Annotated in this window: 18 protein-coding genes; 12 read left to right on the forward strand and 6 right to left on the reverse strand. The window is 73.3% G+C overall.

What is annotated here, in order from left to right; genetic code table 11:
- The first annotated feature begins 56 nt into the window (after positions 1 to 56).
- On the forward strand, positions 57 to 1,040 hold the full coding sequence (locus DMB66_RS26595) for a PaaX family transcriptional regulator C-terminal domain-containing protein (RefSeq protein ID WP_125806842.1): 984 nt from the start codon (positions 57 to 59) through the stop codon (positions 1,038 to 1,040).
- Between the two features lie 12 nt (positions 1,041 to 1,052).
- Here the strand turns inward: DMB66_RS26595 and DMB66_RS26600 are convergent, their stop codons facing one another.
- Entirely contained in the window at positions 1,053 to 1,349 is a 297-nt protein-coding gene (locus DMB66_RS26600; protein ID WP_125806843.1) for a hypothetical protein, read from the reverse strand.
- Between the two features lie 305 nt (positions 1,350 to 1,654).
- Here DMB66_RS26600 and DMB66_RS26605 point away from each other — a divergent pair, with 305 nt between their 5' ends.
- Both DMB66_RS26605 and DMB66_RS26610 read left to right on the forward strand, forming a co-directional pair.
- Positions 1,655 to 2,032: a YciI family protein gene (locus DMB66_RS26605; protein ID WP_125806844.1), complete on the forward strand. Its 378-nt coding sequence runs from the start codon at positions 1,655 to 1,657 to the stop codon at positions 2,030 to 2,032.
- Entirely contained in the window at positions 2,032 to 3,258 is a 1,227-nt protein-coding gene (locus DMB66_RS26610; RefSeq protein ID WP_125806845.1) for an RNA polymerase sigma factor, read from the forward strand. The genes DMB66_RS26605 and DMB66_RS26610 overlap by 1 nt, the downstream gene beginning before the upstream one ends.
- 22 nt (positions 3,259 to 3,280) lie before the next feature.
- Here the strand turns inward: DMB66_RS26610 and DMB66_RS26615 are convergent, their stop codons facing one another.
- A complete protein-coding gene (locus DMB66_RS26615) occupies positions 3,281 to 4,327 on the reverse strand; it encodes an NAD(P)-dependent alcohol dehydrogenase (protein WP_125806846.1) in 1,047 nt (348 codons plus the stop codon).
- Between the two features lie 360 nt (positions 4,328 to 4,687).
- Between DMB66_RS26615 and DMB66_RS26620 the strand changes: the two genes are divergently transcribed.
- The 5 genes from DMB66_RS26620 (at position 4,688) to DMB66_RS26645 (ending at position 10,605) form a co-directional block, all read left to right on the forward strand.
- A complete protein-coding gene (locus tag DMB66_RS26620; protein WP_370319246.1) occupies positions 4,688 to 6,487 on the forward strand; it encodes a hypothetical protein in 1,800 nt (599 codons plus the stop codon).
- 333 nt (positions 6,488 to 6,820) lie between these two features.
- Entirely contained in the window at positions 6,821 to 7,507 is a 687-nt protein-coding gene (locus DMB66_RS65595) for a TetR/AcrR family transcriptional regulator (protein WP_125806848.1), read from the forward strand.
- Positions 7,504 to 8,427 (forward strand): ABC transporter ATP-binding protein, encoded by a 924-nt coding sequence (locus DMB66_RS26635; RefSeq protein ID WP_125806849.1) that lies wholly within the window; start codon positions 7,504 to 7,506, stop codon positions 8,425 to 8,427. Before DMB66_RS65595 ends, DMB66_RS26635 begins: the two co-directional genes overlap by 4 nt.
- Positions 8,424 to 10,013, forward strand: coding sequence for an ABC transporter permease (locus tag DMB66_RS26640; RefSeq protein WP_125806850.1), 1,590 nt, complete (start codon positions 8,424 to 8,426; stop codon positions 10,011 to 10,013). Before DMB66_RS26635 ends, DMB66_RS26640 begins: the two co-directional genes overlap by 4 nt.
- Before the next feature lie 322 nt (positions 10,014 to 10,335).
- Positions 10,336 to 10,605, forward strand: a complete 270-nt coding sequence (locus tag DMB66_RS26645) for a hypothetical protein (protein WP_125806851.1) — start codon at positions 10,336 to 10,338, stop codon at positions 10,603 to 10,605.
- Here DMB66_RS26645 and DMB66_RS26650 read toward each other — a convergent pair.
- Positions 10,591 to 10,986, reverse strand: coding sequence for a helix-turn-helix domain-containing protein (locus tag DMB66_RS26650; protein ID WP_125806852.1), 396 nt, complete (start codon positions 10,984 to 10,986; stop codon positions 10,591 to 10,593). The two genes, DMB66_RS26645 and DMB66_RS26650, sit on opposite strands and share 15 nt — an antisense overlap.
- A 130-nt stretch (positions 10,987 to 11,116) precedes the next feature.
- Positions 11,117 to 11,383 carry a hypothetical protein gene (locus DMB66_RS65600; protein ID WP_125806853.1) on the reverse strand — a complete coding sequence of 89 codons (267 nt, stop codon included), beginning with the start codon at positions 11,381 to 11,383 and terminating at the stop codon, positions 11,117 to 11,119.
- Positions 11,384 to 11,500: 117 nt separating this feature from the next.
- On the opposite strand from DMB66_RS65600, the gene DMB66_RS61390 reads away from it, so the two are divergent.
- The 4 genes from DMB66_RS61390 (at position 11,501) to DMB66_RS26685 (ending at position 17,878) form a co-directional block, all read left to right on the forward strand.
- Complete coding sequence (locus DMB66_RS61390; RefSeq protein WP_158647368.1) at positions 11,501 to 11,656, forward strand: hypothetical protein; 156 nt, start codon at positions 11,501 to 11,503, stop codon at positions 11,654 to 11,656.
- Positions 11,657 to 11,835: 179 nt separating this feature from the next.
- Positions 11,836 to 15,216 carry an AfsR/SARP family transcriptional regulator gene (locus DMB66_RS61395; protein ID WP_158647369.1) on the forward strand — a complete coding sequence of 1,127 codons (3,381 nt, stop codon included), beginning with the start codon at positions 11,836 to 11,838 and terminating at the stop codon, positions 15,214 to 15,216.
- A 26-nt stretch (positions 15,217 to 15,242) separates the two neighbouring features.
- Positions 15,243 to 16,442, forward strand: coding sequence for a hypothetical protein (locus tag DMB66_RS26680; protein WP_125806854.1), 1,200 nt, complete (start codon positions 15,243 to 15,245; stop codon positions 16,440 to 16,442).
- Between the two features lie 239 nt (positions 16,443 to 16,681).
- Entirely contained in the window at positions 16,682 to 17,878 is a 1,197-nt protein-coding gene (locus tag DMB66_RS26685; RefSeq protein ID WP_233624851.1) for an endonuclease, read from the forward strand.
- Positions 17,879 to 17,939: 61 nt separating this feature from the next.
- On the opposite strand, the gene DMB66_RS26690 is transcribed toward DMB66_RS26685, so the two are convergent.
- Entirely contained in the window at positions 17,940 to 18,377 is a 438-nt protein-coding gene (locus DMB66_RS26690; RefSeq protein WP_125806855.1) for a hypothetical protein, read from the reverse strand.
- 185 nt (positions 18,378 to 18,562) lie between these two features.
- Entirely contained in the window at positions 18,563 to 19,603 is a 1,041-nt protein-coding gene (locus tag DMB66_RS26695) for a LacI family DNA-binding transcriptional regulator (protein ID WP_125806856.1), read from the reverse strand.
- Positions 19,604 to 19,679: the final 76 nt, after the last annotated feature.

Consider the following 19,679-nt stretch of genomic DNA (forward strand, 5'->3'; position numbering starts at 1 on the left):
GATGAAATCGGGCCGTGCGATGATCGGTGCCCGCCCACATACCGCCGGAGCGTCGCGTGACGAGTCCCTTCGACATCGAGGAGATATTTCCCGACGACGCGGCCGGTCCGGTGCGTCTTCCCCGTCGGCAGACCGGCAGCTCGCCGCAGGGCCTGGCGGTGACGCTGCTGGCCGACTACACCCTGCGCACCCGCGCCTGGCTGCCGTCCGCGGCGATCGCCGCGCTGCTCGGCGAGTCCGGCGTGAGCCACGCGGGCGCCCGGGCCGCCATCAGCCGGCTGGCCCGCCGCGGGGTGCTGGAGGGCAGCCGGCAGGGACGGCAGAGCCGGTACCGGCTGACCGAGGCCGCCGCCGTCAGCCTGTCGGTGGGCGGGAGATGGGTCGTCGCGTCGATGACCGAGGCGGAGGACTGGGACGGCCACTGGACGCTGGTGGCGTTCTCCCTGCCGCAGGAGCGCAGCGTGCAGCGGCGGGCGCTGCGTGATCAGCTCCGGTGGCTGGGATACGCGCCGCTGTACGACGGACTCTGGGTCTCGCCGCACCGTCTCACGCACAAGGCCAAGGACCAGCTCGCTCAGCTCACCCTGGGCACGGTGACCGTGTTCCGGGCCCGGCAGATCGAGCTGGACGCGCTGGCCGGCCGCGATCCCCTGGACGCCTGGGACACCGGGGCCATCGCCGGACAGTACGAATCGTTCGTCCGGCGCTGGGACCCCCTGCTGCCCCGGATCCGTTCCGGGGAGTTGCGCGGAGCCGAGGCGGTGCGCGCCCGGACCGAGGTCATGGACACCTACCGCCGCTTCCCGCTCATCGACCCGCGGCTGCCGGTCCGGCTGCTGCCGGCCGGCTGGCTCCGGGATCCGGCCGCGAAGGTGTTCGCCGACGTCTACGACGGCCTGGCCGAGGCCGCCCAGGGCCACGTGCGGGCCGTCGCGGCCCGCTTCGCCGACACGCCACCCTCCGGCGTCCAGGCCCATACCGTCGCCGATCTTGTCAACGGCGTGCGAGCGGCATCCTGCAGCGGCGGGCACCTCGCGTAGCTGCCCGGGTGGTCACTCCGGGACGGTGCGCTTGACCTCGAGATTCCGGAAGTGCGGACCGTCGGTGCAGAGCGCGGCCAGCTGCCGGGCGAACGCGTCGGTGTCCGGGCGCTCGCTGCTCTCCATGGCCACTTCGTAGGACGGGAATTCCACGATCGTCATGAACCGGCCCGGGCGATCCCGATCTTGCGTGATCGTGAGCCGGAATCCGGGCGGCGGATCACCCATCTCCGCGATGCGAGCCTCGCCGAGAGCCCACATCTCGTCGGGCCGGTCGGTCTCGTACTCGATGATCTGGATGAAGCTCATGCCGCCTCCCAGCCTGCGCCGATGGACGGAAACTACCAGCTCAGCGGTGGTCCGGCCGGCCTCCGGCGGCCGATCTACCCCATCGGATGACGGACCCGTCACCGCGCCGGGCGGGCCGGGCCCACCGCGTCGGGAGCACGTATCGTCGGATCCGGCCCCACCCCGACGTCTGAAGGGCGACGCGGGTCGGAGGATCGGCCGCGGCGCGGCGCGAGATTTCTCCGGGCCGTGTCGATCCGCGGGCCGCTCGTTCGACGTGGGGGTGCGAGGGCCGAGAGGCGGCCCCGCCGGATGAGGAGAACGCGATGCCGAAGTACATGCTGATCATGCGGGGCACCGACGAGTCGAACGCCGCCATGATGGCCTCGATCGAGGACGGGATCGCCAGGACCCGCCTCTTCATCGAGGAGATGATGAAGGCCGGTGTGCTCCTCGCGGCCGAAGGGCTGGACGATCCGGGCCGGGGCGTCGTGGTCGACTTCAGCGGCGAGGCACCGGTGGTCACGGACGGGCCGTACGGGGAAACCAAGGAACTGTTCGGGGGCTACTTCCTGCTCGACGTCGCCTCGAAACCGGAGGCGGTCGAGTGGGCCAAGCGGGTCCCGGCGGTCACCGGGTCCAAGATCGAGGTACGCCGGGTGGCCGGGGAGGACGAGGTCCCGCAGGTCAGCGGCCAGATCTGATGGGCACCGCCGACGTCGAGGCCGTCTGGCGGATCGAGTCGGCGCGGATCGTCGCCGCGCTGACCCGGTTCACCGGCGATTTCGGGCTGGCCGAGGACGCGGCCCAGGAGGCGGTGGCTGAGGCGCTGGTGTCGTGGCCGCTTGCCGCGCCGGACAATCCGGCCGGCTGGCTGATGGCCACGGCCCGGCGGCGGGCGATCGACGCGATCCGCCGCCGGACCGCCCTGCGGGACCGGTACGCCCTGCTGGCGGCCGGCCCGGCGGTCGACTCGGCGGTTGACGACGACATCGACCCCGACCGGATCGACGACGACGTCCTGGCGCTGATGTTCGTCAGCTGCCACCCGGTGCTCTCCCGCGAGGCCCGGGTGGCGCTGACCCTGCGCGTGGTCGGCGGCCTGTCCAGCGAGGAAATCGCCCGCGCGTTCCTGGTGGCGGTGCCGACCGTGCAGGCCCGCATCACCCGGGGCAAGAAGACGATCGCGGCGGCCGGGGTGCCGTTCGAGCTGCCGGCGGCCGGCGAGCGCCGGGAACGGCTGGGCGGCGTGCTCAGCGTCCTCTACGTGATCTTCACCGAGGGGTCGACGGCCACCTCTGGCGACCGGCTGCTGCGCCCCGACGTCGCGTACGAGGCGATCCGGCTGGCCCGCACGCTGGCCGCGCTGCAGCCGGACGAGCCGGAGGTGCACGGCCTGCTGGCGTTGTGCGAGCTGACGGCCGCGCGCTTCCCGGCCCGGACCGGCCCGGACGGTTCGCCGGTCCTGCTGGAGGATCAGGACCGGCGGCTGTGGGACCGCTCGGCGATCCGCCGCGGGCTGGCCGCGCTGGTCAAGGCATCGGCTCGCGGCCTCGGCCCCTACGGCCTGCAGGCCGCGATCGCCGCCGCCCACGCGGCGGCACCCTCGGTCGAGGAGACCGACTGGGACCGGATCGTGGTGCTCTACGAGGCGCTCGGCCGGGTCGCGCCCTCGCCGGTGGTCGAGCTCAACCGGGCCGTCGCCGTGGCCATGGCCACGGGCCCGGCGCAGGCCCTGGCCATCGTGGACGAGCTGATCGCCTTGGACCGGCTCCCCGGTTCGCACCTGGTGCCGACCGTACGCGGGGAGCTGCTGGCCCGCCTCGGCCGGCGCCCGGAGGCGCGCGCCGAGCTGGAGCTGGCCGCCCGGCTCTGCGCCAACCAGCGCGAACGCTCGGTGCTGCTGCGCAAGGCGGCCGCGCTGGGCTGAGGTTCTCCAGCTCGGCGTCGCCTCAGGCGAAGGTCGCCGCGTCGATGACGAACCGGTACCGCACGTCGGAGTTGACGACCCGGTCGTACGCCTCATTGATCTTGTCCGCGGGGATGGTCTCGATCTCCGCTCCGATGCCGTGCTCGGCGCAGAAGTCCAGCATCTCCTGGGTCTCCCGGATGCCGCCGATGGGCGAGCCCGCGTACGAGCGGCGCTTCACGAGCAGCGAGAAGACGTTGAGCGACAGCGGCTTCTCGGGGGCACCGACGTTGACCAGGGTGCCGTCGACGGCGAGCAGCGACAGGTACGCGTCGACGTCGACCGGTGCGCTGACCGTGTTGATGATGAGGTCGAACGAGCTGGCCAGGCTGGTGAACGTGTCGGGGTCGGCGGTCGCGAAGTAGGCGTCCGCGCCGAGGCGCAGGCCGTCCTCCTGCTTCTTCAGCGACTGCGACAGGACCGTGACCTCCGCACCCATGGCGTGGGCGATCTTGACGGCCACGTGTCCGAGGCCGCCGAGGCCGACGATCGCGACCTTCTTGCCGGGGCCGGCGTTCCAGTGGTGCAGCGGCGAGTAGGTGGTGATCCCCGCGCACAGCAGCGGCGCGGCCACGTCGAGCTCCAGCCCGTCGGGGATGCGGACGACGAACCGCTCGGTGACCACGATGCTCTGGGCGTAGCCGCCCTGGGTGGGCTGGCCGTCCTTGCCGATGCCCGCGTAGGTGCCGGTCATGCCCTGGACGCAGAACTGCTCCTCGCCCCGGGCGCAGTACTGGCATTCGCCGCACGAGTCGACCATGCAGCCGACCCCGACGCGGTCGCCGACGGTGAACATCGTCACCTCGGGGCCCACCTCGGCGACGATTCCCGCGATCTCGTGCCCGACGACGATCGGGTAGGTGGTGGGGCCCCACTCGCTGCGGGCGGTGTGGATGTCCGAGTGGCAGATGCCGGCGAACTTGATGTCGATCCGGACATCGCGCGGGCCGACGTCGCGACGCTCGATCGTCGCCGGCGCGAGCGGCTCGGTGGCCGACGGGGCGGCGTATGCCTTGACGGTGGTGCTCACGATGTCTCCTCGAGGTCAGATGAGTGTTCGGCCGAGATCCATGGAACCCCCGATGGCGGGGGTGAGGGAGGGTCTGGCGATGGGGGTACTGGTGGAACCTCCCAGCGCGACCCCGGCACGGCCTGGCGGCCGAGGCCGGCCGGGCCGTACCCGCTGCCGGGGTACCCCGATCTCCAGGCGCCGCGCGCCGTTGTCGCATCGCCCTGGTTCTATGGCACCGCACGAATTTGTCGCGTACTGGGGAGCCTTCGTGAACGAGATCAACGACACCGTCCAGCAGAGGGCCGTCGGCGACGCGGCGGAACGGCTTACCGGCCGGTGAACGTGCGCCCGGCCACCCCTCGAAGAGGGGACCACCTCCTGGGTGCCCGCGCCCCGGCCGCCGCGCGCCCGGGACCGCCGAGCGTGCCCTCGCCCGGGGCCCGCTGGCGGGAACCGCTCCAGGCGATCGCCGGCGGGCTGGTGTTCGCCGTGCTGCTCACCTGGCCGACACTGCGGGCACCACGGACCACCATTCCCGGAGACCTGGGAGATCCGACCCTGCAGGCGTGGCAGATGGCGTGGTCGGGACACGCGCTTCTCCGCGGCCCGGCGCAGCTGTGGCATTCCAATGCGTACTTCCCCGAGCGCTATACCTATGCCTACACCGACACGCTCCTCGGCTATGCGGCGACCGGCTTGTTCGGCTCCGGCATGGAAGCGGCGGTGCTCCGCTACAACATCGTTTACGTCCTGGTGCACGCCTTGGCGTTCGTCGGGGCGTACGCGCTGGTCCGGCAGGTGGGCGCCAACCGGGTCGCGGCCGTCGTGGCGGGCATCGCGTGGGCCTACGCGCCGTGGCGGTTGGCGCACAGCGGCCACCTGAACGTGCTGTCCACCGGCGGGATCGCTTTGTGCCTGGCGATGCTGGCGCGGGGGCACGGCTGGTCCCTGCGGTACGGCCGCCGCTGCGGCTCGGACCGTCCAGGCTGGGCCTTCGCCGGCTGGCTGGTCGCCGCCTGGCAGATCAGTCTGGGCTTCGCGATCGGCCTGCCGTTCGCATACTTCCTGCTCGCCGCGTGCGCGGTGGCGGCGGGGGCGTACGGCTGGTCGTGGTGGCGGCGCGGCGAGCGTCCCGCGTTCGGCCGCCGGTTACTGCTCGCCGACCTCGCCGGCGCCGCCGTGTTCGGCGCGACGACGGGGCTGATCGGCATGGTCTACTTCCGCGTCGTGGCCCTCAGCCCGCAGGCCCGCCGGGACGCGGGCTGGATCGAGACGTACTCGCCCCCGCTGTGGGGTTTCGTGACGGCGCCCGCGGACTCGTGGCTGTGGGGCCTGCAGTCCGCCCCGGCCCGGGACCGGCTGTCCTGGGCTCCGGAGATGGCGCTGCTGCCGGGCGTGACTCTGACCGTGCTCGCCATCGTCGGGCTGTTCTTCTCGGTCTTCGCGCGCCGGCAGCGGATCCTGCTCGGGCTCGGGGTCCTCGGGAGCGGAGCGCTCGGGCTGGGGGCGAACGTCGGCGCGGCCGGGCATCCCGGATACCTGACGCTGGCGGCCGTGCTGCCCGGCTGGGAAGCCCTGCGTGCGCCCGGACGGCTCATGGTGTGGACCAGCCTGCTGCTGGCGATCCTCGCGGCCGGGGCGATCACCATGATCGCGGACCGCCTCGCCGGCCGCCCGCCGCCGGGCGGCGCGACGATCGACGAGGCGACGCCGGAACGTTCCCGGACGAGCGCCCGGTCGGGGTTCAGAGCGGTGTCCGCCGTCCTGCTGTTCCCGCTCATCCTGGTGGTGCTCGAGGGCGTCAACCGCACACCCCATCCTGTGGTGCCGCCGGCTCCGGCCGCGCTGGCGCAGGCGGCGGAACCGTTGCTGGTCCTGCCGAGCGACGGCCTGCTCGAACTGAACATCATGCTGTGGTCCACCGACGGCTTTCCCCGGATCGCCAACGGTCTCACCCACTTCGAGCCGGCCAGTCAGAAGCGGATCCGAACCGTCACCGCGGCGTTTCCCGACCCCGCCAGCGTGGCCTTCCTCCGGCAGATCGGCATCAGGTCCGTCGTGGTGCTGCCGGACCGGCTGGCCGGCACGCCCTGGGAAGGAGTCGCGTCCCGGCCGGTGGCCGGTCTGGGCATCACCCGCGAGGACATCGCCGGCGCCCTGGTCTACCGGCTCGGCTGACCGGTAGCGATCGCGGGAGGTTCGCCGCCAATCGATCAGGACCGGCCGATCGGGTCGGCGGATCGGGATCCCCTTCGGCATCGAGCTGTGCCTGTTCTTCGCCGGCGACGGCCGGTACGCACCCGCCTCCTGGATGCTCGCCGCGGGGTTCGGGGTCCTGGTCGCCGTCGCCGCGCTCACCGCCATTCCCGCGATGGCCGCCGCGCGGCGCCCGGTCGCGGACACCTTGCAGCCCGCGCCGGCCTGAGGGGTCCTTGCGGCGCGGCTACACACGCGTATAGTGGGCTATCGAGTCGAGTAGTCCACCGTACGTGTGTATAAGGGGGTGGGTGCGTGGGGCACTCCAGGGATCCGGCGTTCGAGGACCTGACGGCTCGGGCGCGGATCAGGGACGCCGCGATCCGCCTGTTCGCCGAGCGCGGCGTCGACGGCACGACGGTCCGCGACATCGCCCAGGCGGCCGGCGTGTCGCCGGGCCTGCTCCGGCACCACTTCGGGTCCAAGGAGGCGCTGCGCGAGGCGTGCGACGTCTACGTGCTGGACCGGATCGTGCAGATCAAGGAAGAGCTCGTCCTCGAGGGCAAGATGGCCAGCCAGGGCTTCCTGCCGTCGGTCCATCCGACCCTCCTGCTGTACAACCGGTACGTCACCCGGGCCCTGCTCGACGGCTCGCCGAGAGCCGCGGCGATGTTCGACGACCTGGTGATCCGGACCGAGGAGTGGGTCAGCAAGAACTCCCCGGAGGTCACCGAGGACTACCGGGCGTATGCGGCGGTGCTCGTCGGCATGCAGTCCGGGATGCTCGCGATGCACGACCACGTCTCCCGCGCGCTGGGCGTCGACATCTTCACCACCGACGGAAACCTGCGCATGGCCGAAGCGCTGACCGACTTCTACTCCCACCCCTTGCTCGATCCCGAGTTCGTCGCGAAGGCCCGCGGGGCGATGGCCGCCATGCGGGCAACCCATCCGCCTACCGCCGCGGGGGCCGACCCCGGGGCCGAAGGAGCATCATCATGACCGAGGCGATCCGCGTTGACGCACTGGTCAAGACGTTCGGCCGCACCCGCGCGCTGGACGGGCTCAATCTCGCCGTGCGGACCGGGGAGGTGCACGGCTTCCTCGGCCCCAACGGCGCGGGGAAGTCCACCACCATCCGGATCCTGCTCGGGCTGCTGCGCGCCGACGCCGGCGCCGTCCAGCTGCTCGGCGGCGACCCGTGGCGCGACGCCGCGGAGCTGCACCGCCGCCTGGCGTACGTGCCCGGCGACGTCACCCTGTGGCCCAACCTGTCGGGTGGCGAGGTCATCGATCTGCTCGGCCGGCTCCGCGGCGGCCTCGACACCCGGCGCCGCGCCGAGTTGCTGGAGCGTTTCGACCTCGACCCGAGCAAGAAGGGCCGGACCTACTCCAAGGGCAACCGGCAGAAGGTCGCGCTCGTCGCCGCGCTCGCCTCCGACGTCGACCTGCTGCTGCTCGACGAGCCCACCTCCGGCCTCGACCCGCTGATGGAGGAGGTCTTCCGCCAGGTGATCCGCGAGGAGCAGCAGCGCGACGGCCGCACCGTCCTGCTGTCCAGCCACATCCTCGCCGAGGTCGAGGCGCTCTGCGACCGCGTCACCATCATCCGCGACGGGCGGGCGGTCGAGACCGGCACGCTCGCGAGCATGCGGCACCTGACCCGCACCTCGATCCAGGTCGACCTCGCCGGGCCGGCGGCCGGCCTGGACGCCCTGCCCGGCGTGCACGACCTGCGGACCCACAACGGCACCGTGCGCTTCGACGTGGACACCGCCGAGCTCGACGGCGTGCTGCGGCAGCTCACCGCGGTGGGCGTCCGGAGCCTGACCAGCCAGCCGCCGACCCTGGAAGAGCTGTTCCTGCGCCACTACGACCGGGCGCCGGCGAACGGCAAGCAGCAGGCGGAGGTGGCCCGGTGAAATCGCTGACCGGCACGCGCGCCCTGGCGCGGCTGGCGCTGCGGCTCGACCGCGTCCGGCTGACCGTGTGGGTGCTCGGGCTCGCGGTGATGCCGATGGGGACCGCGGCCAACTACTTCAAGCTCTACCCGACCGAGGCGGATCTGCGCGCGGTGAGCGGTGTGCTCGCCAACCCGTCGCTCGTCGCATTGAGCGGCCCGCTGTTCGACGTGTCGATCGGCGGGCTCACCGCGTGGAAGATCGGCGTGACCGAGTTCCTCCTGGTCGGGCTGATGAGCCTGCTGACGGTCGTGCGGCACACCCGGACCGAGGAAGAGGCCGGCCGGCTGGAGCTCGTCGGTGCCACGGTGATCGGCCGGCACGCGCCGCTCACCGCCGCCCTGCTGGTCACCGCGCTGGCGAACCTGGCCATCGCGGTGCTGGCCGCGCTCGGGCTGATGGCGACCGGGCTGCCAGCCGCCGGCTCGGGGGCGTTCGGCCTCGCGACCGGCCTGGTCGGGATGCTGTTCGCCGCGGTCGCGGCGGTGGCCGTCCAGCTCACCCGGAGCGCCCGCGCGGCCACCGGCATCGCCGGTGCCGTCCTCGGCGGCACCTACCTGCTGCGCGCCGTCGGCGACACCGGGCCGACCTGGCTGAGCTGGCTGTCGCCGACCGGCTGGGCGCTGCACATGCGCCCGTACGGCGGCGAAAGGTGGTGGGTGGCCGCGCTGTTCGTCGTGGTCGCGGCCGTCTTCGCGACAGCCGGGTACGCGCTCGCGGGTCGCCGGGACGTGGGCGCCGGACTGCTCCCGGAGCGGCCCGGGCCCGTCGCGGCGTCCCCCGGCCTGCGCAGCCCGCTCGCGCTGGCCTGGCGGCTGCACCGCGGCCTGCTCCTCGGCTGGACCGTCGCGCTGGCGCTGACCGGGGCCGTGATGGGTGGCGCCGCCGCCGGCATCGGGGGCCTGGAGTCGCCGAATCAGCAGCTCACCGACATCCTGACCCGGATGGGCGGGCGCACCGGCCTGACCGATGCGTTCCTCGCCGCGGTCTTCGGCATCACCGGGATGGTCGCCGCCGCCTACACGGTGCAGGCGACGCTGCGGCTGCGTCAGGAGGAGAGCAGTGGGCGGGTCGAGATGCTGCTGGCCACGCGCGTCGGCCGGCTGCGCTGGGCGCTGAGCCACCTGGCGTTCGCGCTGCTGGGCACGGCGCTGCTGCTGACGGTGGCGGGCCTCGCCGGCGGTGTCGCGTACGGCGCGCAGGTGCACGACGTCGGCGGGCAGGTCGGGCGGCTGCTCGGCGCCGCGCTGGCGCAGCTGCCGGCCGCCTGGGTGCTGGCCGGCCTCGGCACCGCCCTGCTCGGCCTCGCGCCGAGGCTCAGCTCGCTGGCCTGGGCCGCGCTCATCGGGTCGGTCCTGCTCGTCGAGCTCGGCGCGTTGTTCGGGCTGAACCAGTGGATCGTCGACCTCACCCCGTTCGCGCACGTGCCGAAGCTGCCGGGTTCGGCGTTCACCGTGGCGCCGATGCTGTGGCTCACCGTCGTCGCCGTCGCCCTGGGCGCGGCCGGGCTCGCGGGGTTGCGCCGAAGGGACATGCCGGTGGCGTGAACCCCGACCGGATGCAGGGCCGTGCGGGACGATGCGCGCGGCCCTGCCCGCCGGCCCGGCCGCGGAGTCAGCGCGTCGCGGACGCGACGCTGTCGGATATCCGCCCACCGGCCGGGGAGCCCGCGTGGTTGACGGCATCCTGCCGGCGTGGCCGGTCCTGGCTGCCCCCTGAGGGGTCCTCACCCGGGGAAACCCCGATCGATGCGCCGCCGGCACCCTGGTGGCGCATCGGTCCGCGTCCGGCGGAATACCGGAGGCGATCTATGGCGCGGGAGGGTCACGCTGAGGCGAGTGACATCCCGCGAGACCGGAGTTGATCCACATGCGAAGCCAAATTCTCGCCGCCCGCGCCGCCGCCCTGTTCGCCAGCGACCTGCCCGCCGGTTCCCGGCCCAGCGATGCCGTCGTCGACGCCGCCATCGTCCGCGCCGTCCAGGCGTGCGGCACGCGCGGCTGCGTGGCGAGGATGGCCACCGCCTATGGCGACTATCCGGAGACCGCCGCCCCGCGCATGCGCTGGGCGCGGGATGTGGTGGAGACCGTCTACGGAGCGCGGCGCCCACAGCGCGGCTGTGAGCTAGTCGCCGCCTGACCCGGTGGCGGCGTCAAGGCCGCGCTGGTGGGCGACGATGCCGGGCAGCTGGGCGTAGATCGCGTCGATCAGGTCGCAGACGCGCTCGGCGATCGGCCGGCCGAGCTCGGTCAGGGCGTAGTCCACCCGCGGCGGGATCGCGGAATGCTGCGTCCGCGAGACGAGACCGTCCGCCTCCAACCGTTGCAGGGTCTGCGACAGCATCCGATCGGAGATCCCGGACACCGCGCGCCGCACCTCGGCGAACCGCAGCGGGCCGCCGACCAGGCAAGCCAGCGTCAGGCCACCCCACCGGCCGGTGGCGTGCTCGAGCACCTCCCGCGAGGTGCAGTCGGGGTCGAAGACGCTCATCTCGCCGACGCTCTCGACCGCTCCGCTCATGACGCCATGCTAGACGGCCGATAGCACTTACCAATAATAAGTGCCAGGTCGGTGCCTCCGTGGCAACGCCCGGGCCGGTGGCCGGCCCGGGCGTTCCTTGCCGGATCGTCGTTCCTTGCCGGATCGTCGATCAGAGTGACTCGGCCGCGCTCTCCGGCTGCACCTCGGCGGGTGCCGAGCCGGCCGGGCCGTCCTTCTCGGGGCAGTCCCGCTCCGCGGCCGATCCGTCCGCGTCCGTTCCGGTGGTGACGGTTCGGCTGCTGTCGTCGGTGGTGACGGCGGGCGTGAAGCGGCTGGTGTCGCCACCGCCCTCGGCGTAGGCGGCTCCGCCCAGGGCCACCGCCGTGGCGGCGGCGGCCCCGGCCAGGGCCAGACCGGTGATGGTCCTGATGCGCATATTCTCCTGCCTCTCGGTTGCTCGGTGGGCGCCGGGATGCGTCGTGGGCGCCCGCTTGTGACCAAGGGGATCAGGCGGGACCGAAAATCGGCCGAAGCTCCGGAGGGCAGCGCGCGAATGGATCAGCTCGCGGAACTCGTCCCGGTGGTGGATTTCCGAGAGCTGCCGGCCGTCGCGGTCGAGAAATGCCTGGACACAGGCGTCGAAGAAGCGTTCACTGCGTCCCTCGCCGCCTTTCGCCAAGCTCATCAGAGGGCGCTGAAACGGCGCTGATACAGCGCGGTCGAATTGCCGATAGTCCAACTGGGAACGGCGTGTCCGGTCGGCGACTGAGCACCCGATTGCCGGATAACCGGCCAGTAGATTCGCTCCGGGCAGGATAGGGGGCCGGCCGAATGCAGGTGAGACTTCTCGGGTCCGTCGACGTTTTGGCGGAGGGAGCGGCGCGGCCGGTGCGTGGCCTGCGGCGCAAGGCGGTGCTGGCCGTGCTGGCGCTGCACCACGGCCAGGTGGTGAGCACCGACCGGCTGCTGGAGATCGTCTGGGGTGATCATCCGCCGCCCACCGTGCTCAACACGCTGCAGAGCAACATCTCCCACCTGCGTCAGGTGCTGGGCCGCCGGGAGGCCATCGCGTCCCGCCCGCCGGGCTACGTGCTGGAGCTGGAGCCGTACGCCACGGACGCCGCGCTGGCGGAGCACCTGGTCGAGCAGGCCACCCGGACGGCCGACCCCGCCGACCGGATCCGCCACCTGCGCGAGGCCCTGGAGCTGTGGCGCGGCCCGTCGCTGGTGGACGTGGCCGAGCTGGACTGGCTCGGCGACGAGGCCGCCCGGCTGGACCAGCTGCGGCTGCGGGCCGCCCGGGGGCTGGCCGAGAGCCGGATCGCGCTCGGCGAGCACGTCGAGGCGCTGCCCGACCTGGAGCAGCTGACCCGGGAGCACCCGTTCGACGAGCCGTTGCACGGTCACCTGATCCTCGCCCTCTACCGGGCCGGGCGGCAGGCCGAGTCGCTGGCCGCGTACCGCCGGCTCCGCGACGCGCTCGACCGGGAGCTGGGCATCGAGCCCGGCCAGGCGCTCCGGGCGCTGGAGACAGCGATCCTGCGGCAGGATCCCGAGCTGGCGATCGCCCCGGGGGCGGCGACGGTCCCGGAGCCCACCGGGGAGCCTGCCGACGCGCCGGCCCGGCCCGAGGTGGTGCCGGCGCCCGCCGCCGGTTCGGTGCAGTTCGGCGGGCCGGCCGTGATCGGTCGCCGGGAGGAACTCGCCGCGCTGCTCGACCTGGTCCGCGGCGTGCCGCTCGGTGCGGGCGGGGCGGTGTTCCTGCTCGGTGAGGCCGGGATCGGCAAGACCCGGCTGGCCGCCGAGGTCGCCCGGGCGGCGGCCGACGCCGGCCTGTTGGTGCTGCGCGGCCGGGCCGCCGCGCCGGCCGTGCAGTTCCGGCCGCTGAGCGAGGCGCTGTTGGCGCTGCTCCGCCGCTCCGGCCCGCCGGACGTGCCGGAGCTGCGGCCCTACCTGCCGGCGCTGTCCCGGCTGGTGCCCGAGTGGCGCCGGGAGCACGGCCCACAGAACGATGAGTCGCTGGTGGTGCTCGCTGAGGCGGTGCTGCGCCTGATCGCCCACCTGAGCGGTGCGGCCGGCGTCCTGCTGGTGCTGGAGGACCTGCACGATGCGGACGCGGACACCCTGGCCGTCGTCGACTACCTGATCGACAACGCCGGGCAGGAGCGGCTGCTGGTGCTGGCGACCCTGCGCCCCGACCCGTGCGATGCGCTGAAGGTGGCCCGCGGCGCCCAGCACCGCCGGTCGGCCGGCGTGCTGGAGCTGCGCCGGCTGGACGACGGCGAGGTCCGCGAGCTCGCCGCGGGCTGCCTCGGCGCCTCCGCCGACGGCATACCCGAGCCGGTGCACGAACGGCTCCGCACCGCGTCCGACGGGATTCCGTTGCACGTCGAGGAGCTGCTGGCCGGGATGGTCGGCGACGGGGTGCTGGCCCGCCCCGGCGGGCGGTGGACGGTCACCGGCGGGCTGCCGTCCGGTCCGCCGACCACCCTGGCCGCGACGCTGGCCGGCCGGGCCGACCGGCTCGGCCCGCGCACCCGGGAGCTGTTGCGGGCCGCGACCCTGTTCGGCCGGCGTTTCCCGGCCGACGCGGCCGGGCTGGTGGCCGAGCTGGACCAGGAGGAGCTGCTCGCCGGCCTGCGCGAGGCGATCGAGGCCCAGCTGCTGGTGGCCGACGACACCACCGGGAGCTACGCCTTCCGGCACGCGCTGACCGCCGAGGCGTTGCGGGACCGGATGCTGCCGATCGAGCGGGTCGTGCTCTCCCGCCGGGCGGCCGAGGCGGTGGAGGCGTCCGCGGCGGCCGACGGGGAGCTGCTCGCGGGCGAGCTGTGGCTGGCCGCCGGCGACCGGCACCGGGCCGCCGACCGGTTCGCGGCGGCGGCCGGGCGGGCCGCCGCGCAGGGCGCGATCGCCACCCAGATCACCCTGCTGGAGCGCTCCCTGTCGCTGGTCGAGCCGTCGATCGAGGTGGTCGAGGCACTGATCGACGCGTACGCGGTCGCGGGCCGGGTGGATGACGCGTACGCGCTCGGCGCCCGTACCCGTGGCTACGCCGACCCGGTCCGCCGGGCCGCGCTGCACCTGCACCTGGCCCGGGTGGCGGCCGCGGCCGGGCACTGGAGCCGGGGGCTGCGCGAGGTGTCCCGGGCGCGCAACCTGCTGGCCGGGCACGACGACCCGGTGCTGGCCGCCTGGATCCCCGTCGTCGCGGCCCGGCTCGTCTTCGGCAACCCGACCCGGGGCCGCTATCCGGCCGCCGAGCGGCTGGCCGCCGGGGCCCTGGCGGCGGCCCGGGCGAGCGGCCGGCCGGAGGTGGCCTGCCAGGCCCTCGAGGTGCTCGGGCGGTGCGCCCGGCTGCGCGACCTCGCCGAGGCCGACGCGCTCTACGAGCAGGGTTTGGCCATCGCCGAGGAGCACCACCTGGTCAGCGAGCGCATCAGCCTGCTCTACCACCTGGGCGCGCACGACGGGATCCGGTGCGCGGACCCGCACCGGCTGCGGGCGGCCCTGGACCAGGCCGTCGAGGCCGGCGCGGTGGTCTCGGCCCTGAACATCGAGCTGGAGCTGGCCGTCGTGCAGGTCTGCCGCGGCGAGTACGAGGCGGCCCGGGCGGCCACCGAGCGGTGCGAGGAGACCGCCCGCCGGCTCAGGCTGACCCACACCCGGCTGATCGCCGTCGGCGAGCGGGTCATCGTGGCCGCGCACCAGGGCCGCCCGGCAGAGGTCGGCGTGCTGCTGGAGCGGTTCCGGGAGCTCGGCGGCGAGGAGGACGACTTCGCGGCCGCGGTGCGTGGCTTCGGCCTGACCATCGGCCACCTGCTGGGCGAGGACCGGGAGCAGGCACTCGCCGAGGTGCGCCTGGCGGCGGCCTACGAGGCCGAGCGGCCCGCCTCGTACCTGTCGTTCGTGGCCGGGCCGGCGCTGTTCCTCAACGTCCTGGCGGGTACGGCCGGCGAGCCGGAGTGCGCCGCGATGGCCGCCTCGGCGCACGCCCAGGCCGGCTGGAACCGCCAGTTCCTGCGGCTCGCCCAGGCGGTGCTGGCCGGCCGGGCCGGCCGGGTGGTCGAGGCGGAGGCGGCGTTCGCCCGCTTCCTGCGGGTTTCCCGGCCCTACCCACTGGTCCGCCACCTGGGCCCGTACCTGGCCGCGCCGGCGGCCGCCGCGGCCGGCTGGGGTGACCCGGACGGCTGGCAGCGGGCCGCCGCGGAGTACTTCCGGCAGTCCGCGCCGGCGGTGGCCGATACCTGCTGCGAGCCGTCCATCTGACCGCACCCGCCATCGGAGGAACGGAAATGTCCCTGCGAACCCGATCACTCGCCACGCTCGCCATGGCCGCGCCAGCCATCTTGCTGGCCGCCCTGCTCCCGGCCCTGCCCGCGGCGGCCCGGATGGGCCCCAGCTGGGTCACCGGCCCGAACTACTCGTCGCCGCCCGGCACGACCGGCGCGGAATGGCGCGACGTGACCGCCACCGGCCCGGCCGACATCTGGGCGGTGGGCGTCCGGCGCACCCCGGCGGAGAGCCCGCTGACCGCGCGCTGGAACGGCAAGGGCTGGACGGCCGCGCCGACCCCCGCCGCGCCGGCCGGCCAGCGGTACGACCTCACCGCGGTGGACGCCGTCGCGCCCGCGGACGTGTGGGCCGTCGGCAGCGCCGCATCCGCCACCCGGAGCGCGGCGGCGCTGCACTACGACGGGGCCTGGACGGCCGTGGCGCTGCCGACGCCGCCGATCGGCCAGTCCAGCGAACTGTCCGACGTGGACATGACGGCCACCGGCGGCTGGGCGGTCGGCTACGCGACATCCGGCGGCAAGCCGCCGCGGGCGCTGGTCCTGCGGCGCCAGGGCACGACCTGGACGCGGGTCACCGTGCCCGACGGCGACGCCACGTCGACCGAGCTCTCCGCCGTCTTCACCCGCGCCGCCGACGACGCCTGGGCGGTCGGCTCCCAGGTGCGCCTGGACGGCCGCCGGGTCGGCATGATCATGCATTGGGACGGTGTGAGCTGGCAGGAGCAGGCGGCCCCGGTGGTCGGCGACGCCGACGAGGAGACCTTCCTCGCGAGCGTGTCCGCGTCCACCCCGGAAGATGTGTGGGCGGTCGGCCGGCGCTGCCGCGCGGGGAACGGCGTGGAGTGGTGCCGCCCGCTGGCGCTGCACCTGACCGGCGGCGCCTGGACCGTCGTGCCGACCAACGGCGAGGAGTCGGAGCTGACCGAGGTGATCGCGTTCTCGCCCGCCGACGCCTGGGTGATCGGCTACGCCGGCGACTCGCCGCTGAACGAGACCGACTACGCCGAACATTGGGACGGCAAGGTGTTCACCCCGGACGCCACGGTGCCGGCGGACCCGGAAGGCCCGATCGTCTTCAACGGTGAGCCGGCCTCAGCCCTCTCCGCCGCCACGGCGATCCCCGGCACCGGCGCGATCTGGGCGGTCGGCTGGACCCGGGACCCGGTCCGCGGCGGAACCCACGTCGTGCACCGCGACTGACCAACGCGCGTCCGGCGCTGACGGAGCGTTTCAGCTCCCCTTCAGCGCCGGATGAGTTCCCGCTCGACGACCGGCGGTGGGTGTCGTGCGCGACGCTTGGCATCGACGGGGGCCTGATCGGATCGCGGTGAGCCGGCCGTGCCGGTCGCACGTATGACGATGCTGGTATGGAACTTTCGGCGGCCCGTTCACCCATACTTCTGATTGTCGTCGATATGGCCTGGTGAACGGAGTGTTACATGTCCGGACTGACGTCGCATCGGCGCGTTGTCGCGCTGACGATGCCCGCGCTGCTCAGCGTGCTCGCCCTGGCCATCACGTTGTTCAGGGTGCCGGCGGGGGCGCCGCCGCAGATGCACCCGGCGGCCGCCGCCACCATGACGGTCGCGCAGGCGATCAGCAGCCAGAGCGGCACCGGTACGGTCGCCGGCTACATCGTCGGCGAGCCCACGGCCACCAACACGGTGCTGTTCAGCGGCTTCACCGGCGACACCGCGCTGGCGATCGCCGACAGCAGCAGCGAGACCGACACCGCCGACATGCTGTACGTGCAGATCACCAGCGCGTACCGGTCGAGCTTCGGGCTGCGCAGCAACCCGGGCCTGATCGGTGACGCGCTCACCGTGACCGGCACGCTGACCGCCTACTTCACGCACGCGGGCCTCAAGTCCCCGTCCGCGATGACGCTCGGCGGGAGCACCCCCACGCCGACGCCGACCGGCACCGCCACCCCGACACCGACCGGGTCCACCAGTGCCTACTACGCCGCCGCGGCCGGCAAATCCGGCGAGAGCCTGAAGGACGCGCTGCACGGCATCATCTCCAGCGGCGTCACCACCCTGTCGTACGACGCGGTGTGGAACGCGCTCAAGGCCACCGACCAGGACCCGTCGAACTCGGCGAACGTCATCCTGCTCTACTCCGGGACCAGCCGGTCGAAGTCGCTCAACGGCGGTGACGCCGGGGACTGGAACCGCGAGCACGTCTGGGCGCAGTCGCACGGCGATTTCGGCACCAGCGCCGGCCCCGGCACCGATCTGCACCACCTGCGCCCCGAGGACGTACAGGTCAACTCCGTGCGGGGCAACAAGGACTTCGACAACGGTGGCACCGCCGTCAGCACCGCTCCCGGCAACCGCACCGACGCCGACTCCTGGGAGCCGCGGGCCGCGGTCAGGGGCGACGTGGCGCGAATGATCTTCTACATGGCGGTGCGCTACGAGGGCGGGTCCTATCCCGACCTCGAAGTCGACGATGTCACCGGCAGCGGCACCGCGCCCCGGATGGGCCGGCTCTCCGCGCTGCGGCAGTGGAACCAGCAGGACCCGCCGGACGCCTTCGAGAAGCGCCGGAACGAACTCATCTACAGCAGCTACCAGCGAAACCGTAACCCGTTCATCGACCACCCCGAGTGGGTAACCGCCATCTTCGGCTGAGCGGCCGGGCAGCGCGGGACGGTCCCGTTCCTGACGGGATCGTCCCGCGCCGCGGCGGGCCCTAACAGTTGGTCGGCGCGCTCGTGTTGTAGTTGCGCCAGTATGCCCAGTCATCGCCTGCGACATCGCCGTGATCGGCGTCGTAGATGTAGATGTGGAACTGGAAGCAGTGCCCCTCGGCCAGGTCGTACTTCGCGGCGGTGGAGCCCCGCACCTGGGTGCAGTCGTCCTCGCCGCCGGCCGCCTGAATGGTGTACTTGACCTTGTCGGCCGTCTGGTCGTAAACGTTGACGATGGCTCGATATCCGTCGGAGTCGATGTCGCAGACGCGGACGACGTCGCCGTCCGGCCAGAAATACACGACCCCGCCGGACTCCGAATCGTCGGTGAACATCTTGTGCATCGGGTTGTCATAGGCCTGTGCGGGGCTGGAAACCGCCAACATCACCGCGGTGGCCGCCACGAATGTGGAAAGTCCGAAGACCAATCTGCGAAGCATGGCGAACAGATCTACCCAGTCGGGTAAGCCCATGTCAAGACTTGTTTGACGCCGGCCGCGGCCCGGCGGGAAAGGGGAGGAAATGGTGGCCGTTTCGACACCTGCCCCGCCGGATTGTCGGTGTGATTGATTGTTACGGCACGGGCTTGACCGAATCGCATCGCGATCCGGCCGGCGCGTTCAATTCAGCCCCGGGGTGGAGTGCTACCGCGGAGGACGACCTCGGCCGGGATCGGCAGGACGCCGGGCGGGGTGCCGTCGAGCGCGGCCCGCAGCGCCCGGCGACCGAGCTCGTGGAGCGGGACGGCCACCGAGGTGAGGGGCGGGGTGACGTCGACGGCCGCGCCGATGTCGTCGAAGCCGGCGACCGCGAGGTCGCGGCCGGGCGTCAGGCCGGCGTCCCGCAGGCCGGTCATGACGCCGATCGCCATCACGTCGTTGACGGCGAAGACCACCTCCAGCGCGCCGGCGCCGCGGCCGGGCAGGGCGCCACGATCGGCGAGAACGCCGGCGGCGGCATACCCGCCCTCGCGGGTGAAGTCGACCTCGACGAGGTGGGCGCCGAGGCCGGACTCGGCCAGGCCGGCCAGGAAGCCGGTGCGGCGGTCGTGGGAGGTGCGGATCGTGTCGGGGGCGTGGACGACGCCGAAGTGGCGGTAGCCGAGGCCCACCAGGGCCCGCGCCAGCCGGCGGGCGCCGCCGGCGTTGTCGATGGCGAGGGTGGGGAAGGGCAGGCCGGGCTGGCTGACGATGGCGACCCGGCCGCCGGCGGTGCGGTAGGCCTCGAGCTCGTCGAGCAGCGAGGCGCCGGTGTCGGTGCCGTCGATGCGGCTGCCGGCGATGACGATGGCGCGGGGCCGCTGTCCGCGCAGCGTGCGGACGATCCGCAGCTCGAGGTCGGGGGAGCGGTCCGCCACGGCCATCGTGACGATCAGCCCCTCGGCCTCGGCGGCCTCGGTGACGCCGGCCGCGATGGAGGAGAAGTAGGGGTCGTCGACGTCGCTGACCACCAGCGCCACGGTGCTGGTGGAGCCGCGGGCGATGGCCTGCGCGGACAGGTGCGGGGCGTACCCGAGCTTCTCGGCGGCGATATGCACCCGGGCGACGTTCTCGGCGCGGACGTTGCGGTCGCTGCCGTTGAGCGCCCGGGAGGCGGTGGCGTAGGAGACGCCGGCCTCGCGCGCCACGTCGTGCAGCGTCGCGGCGCGGCGGGGGGCAGCTTCCACGGGGTGATTGTGTCATCGCCGGATGATCCCTTGAGCTGTCCGCCGCGCGTGTGATGGAATACGTTTTCCCGAGGAG

Source organism: Actinoplanes sp. ATCC 53533 (genome assembly GCF_003947245.1).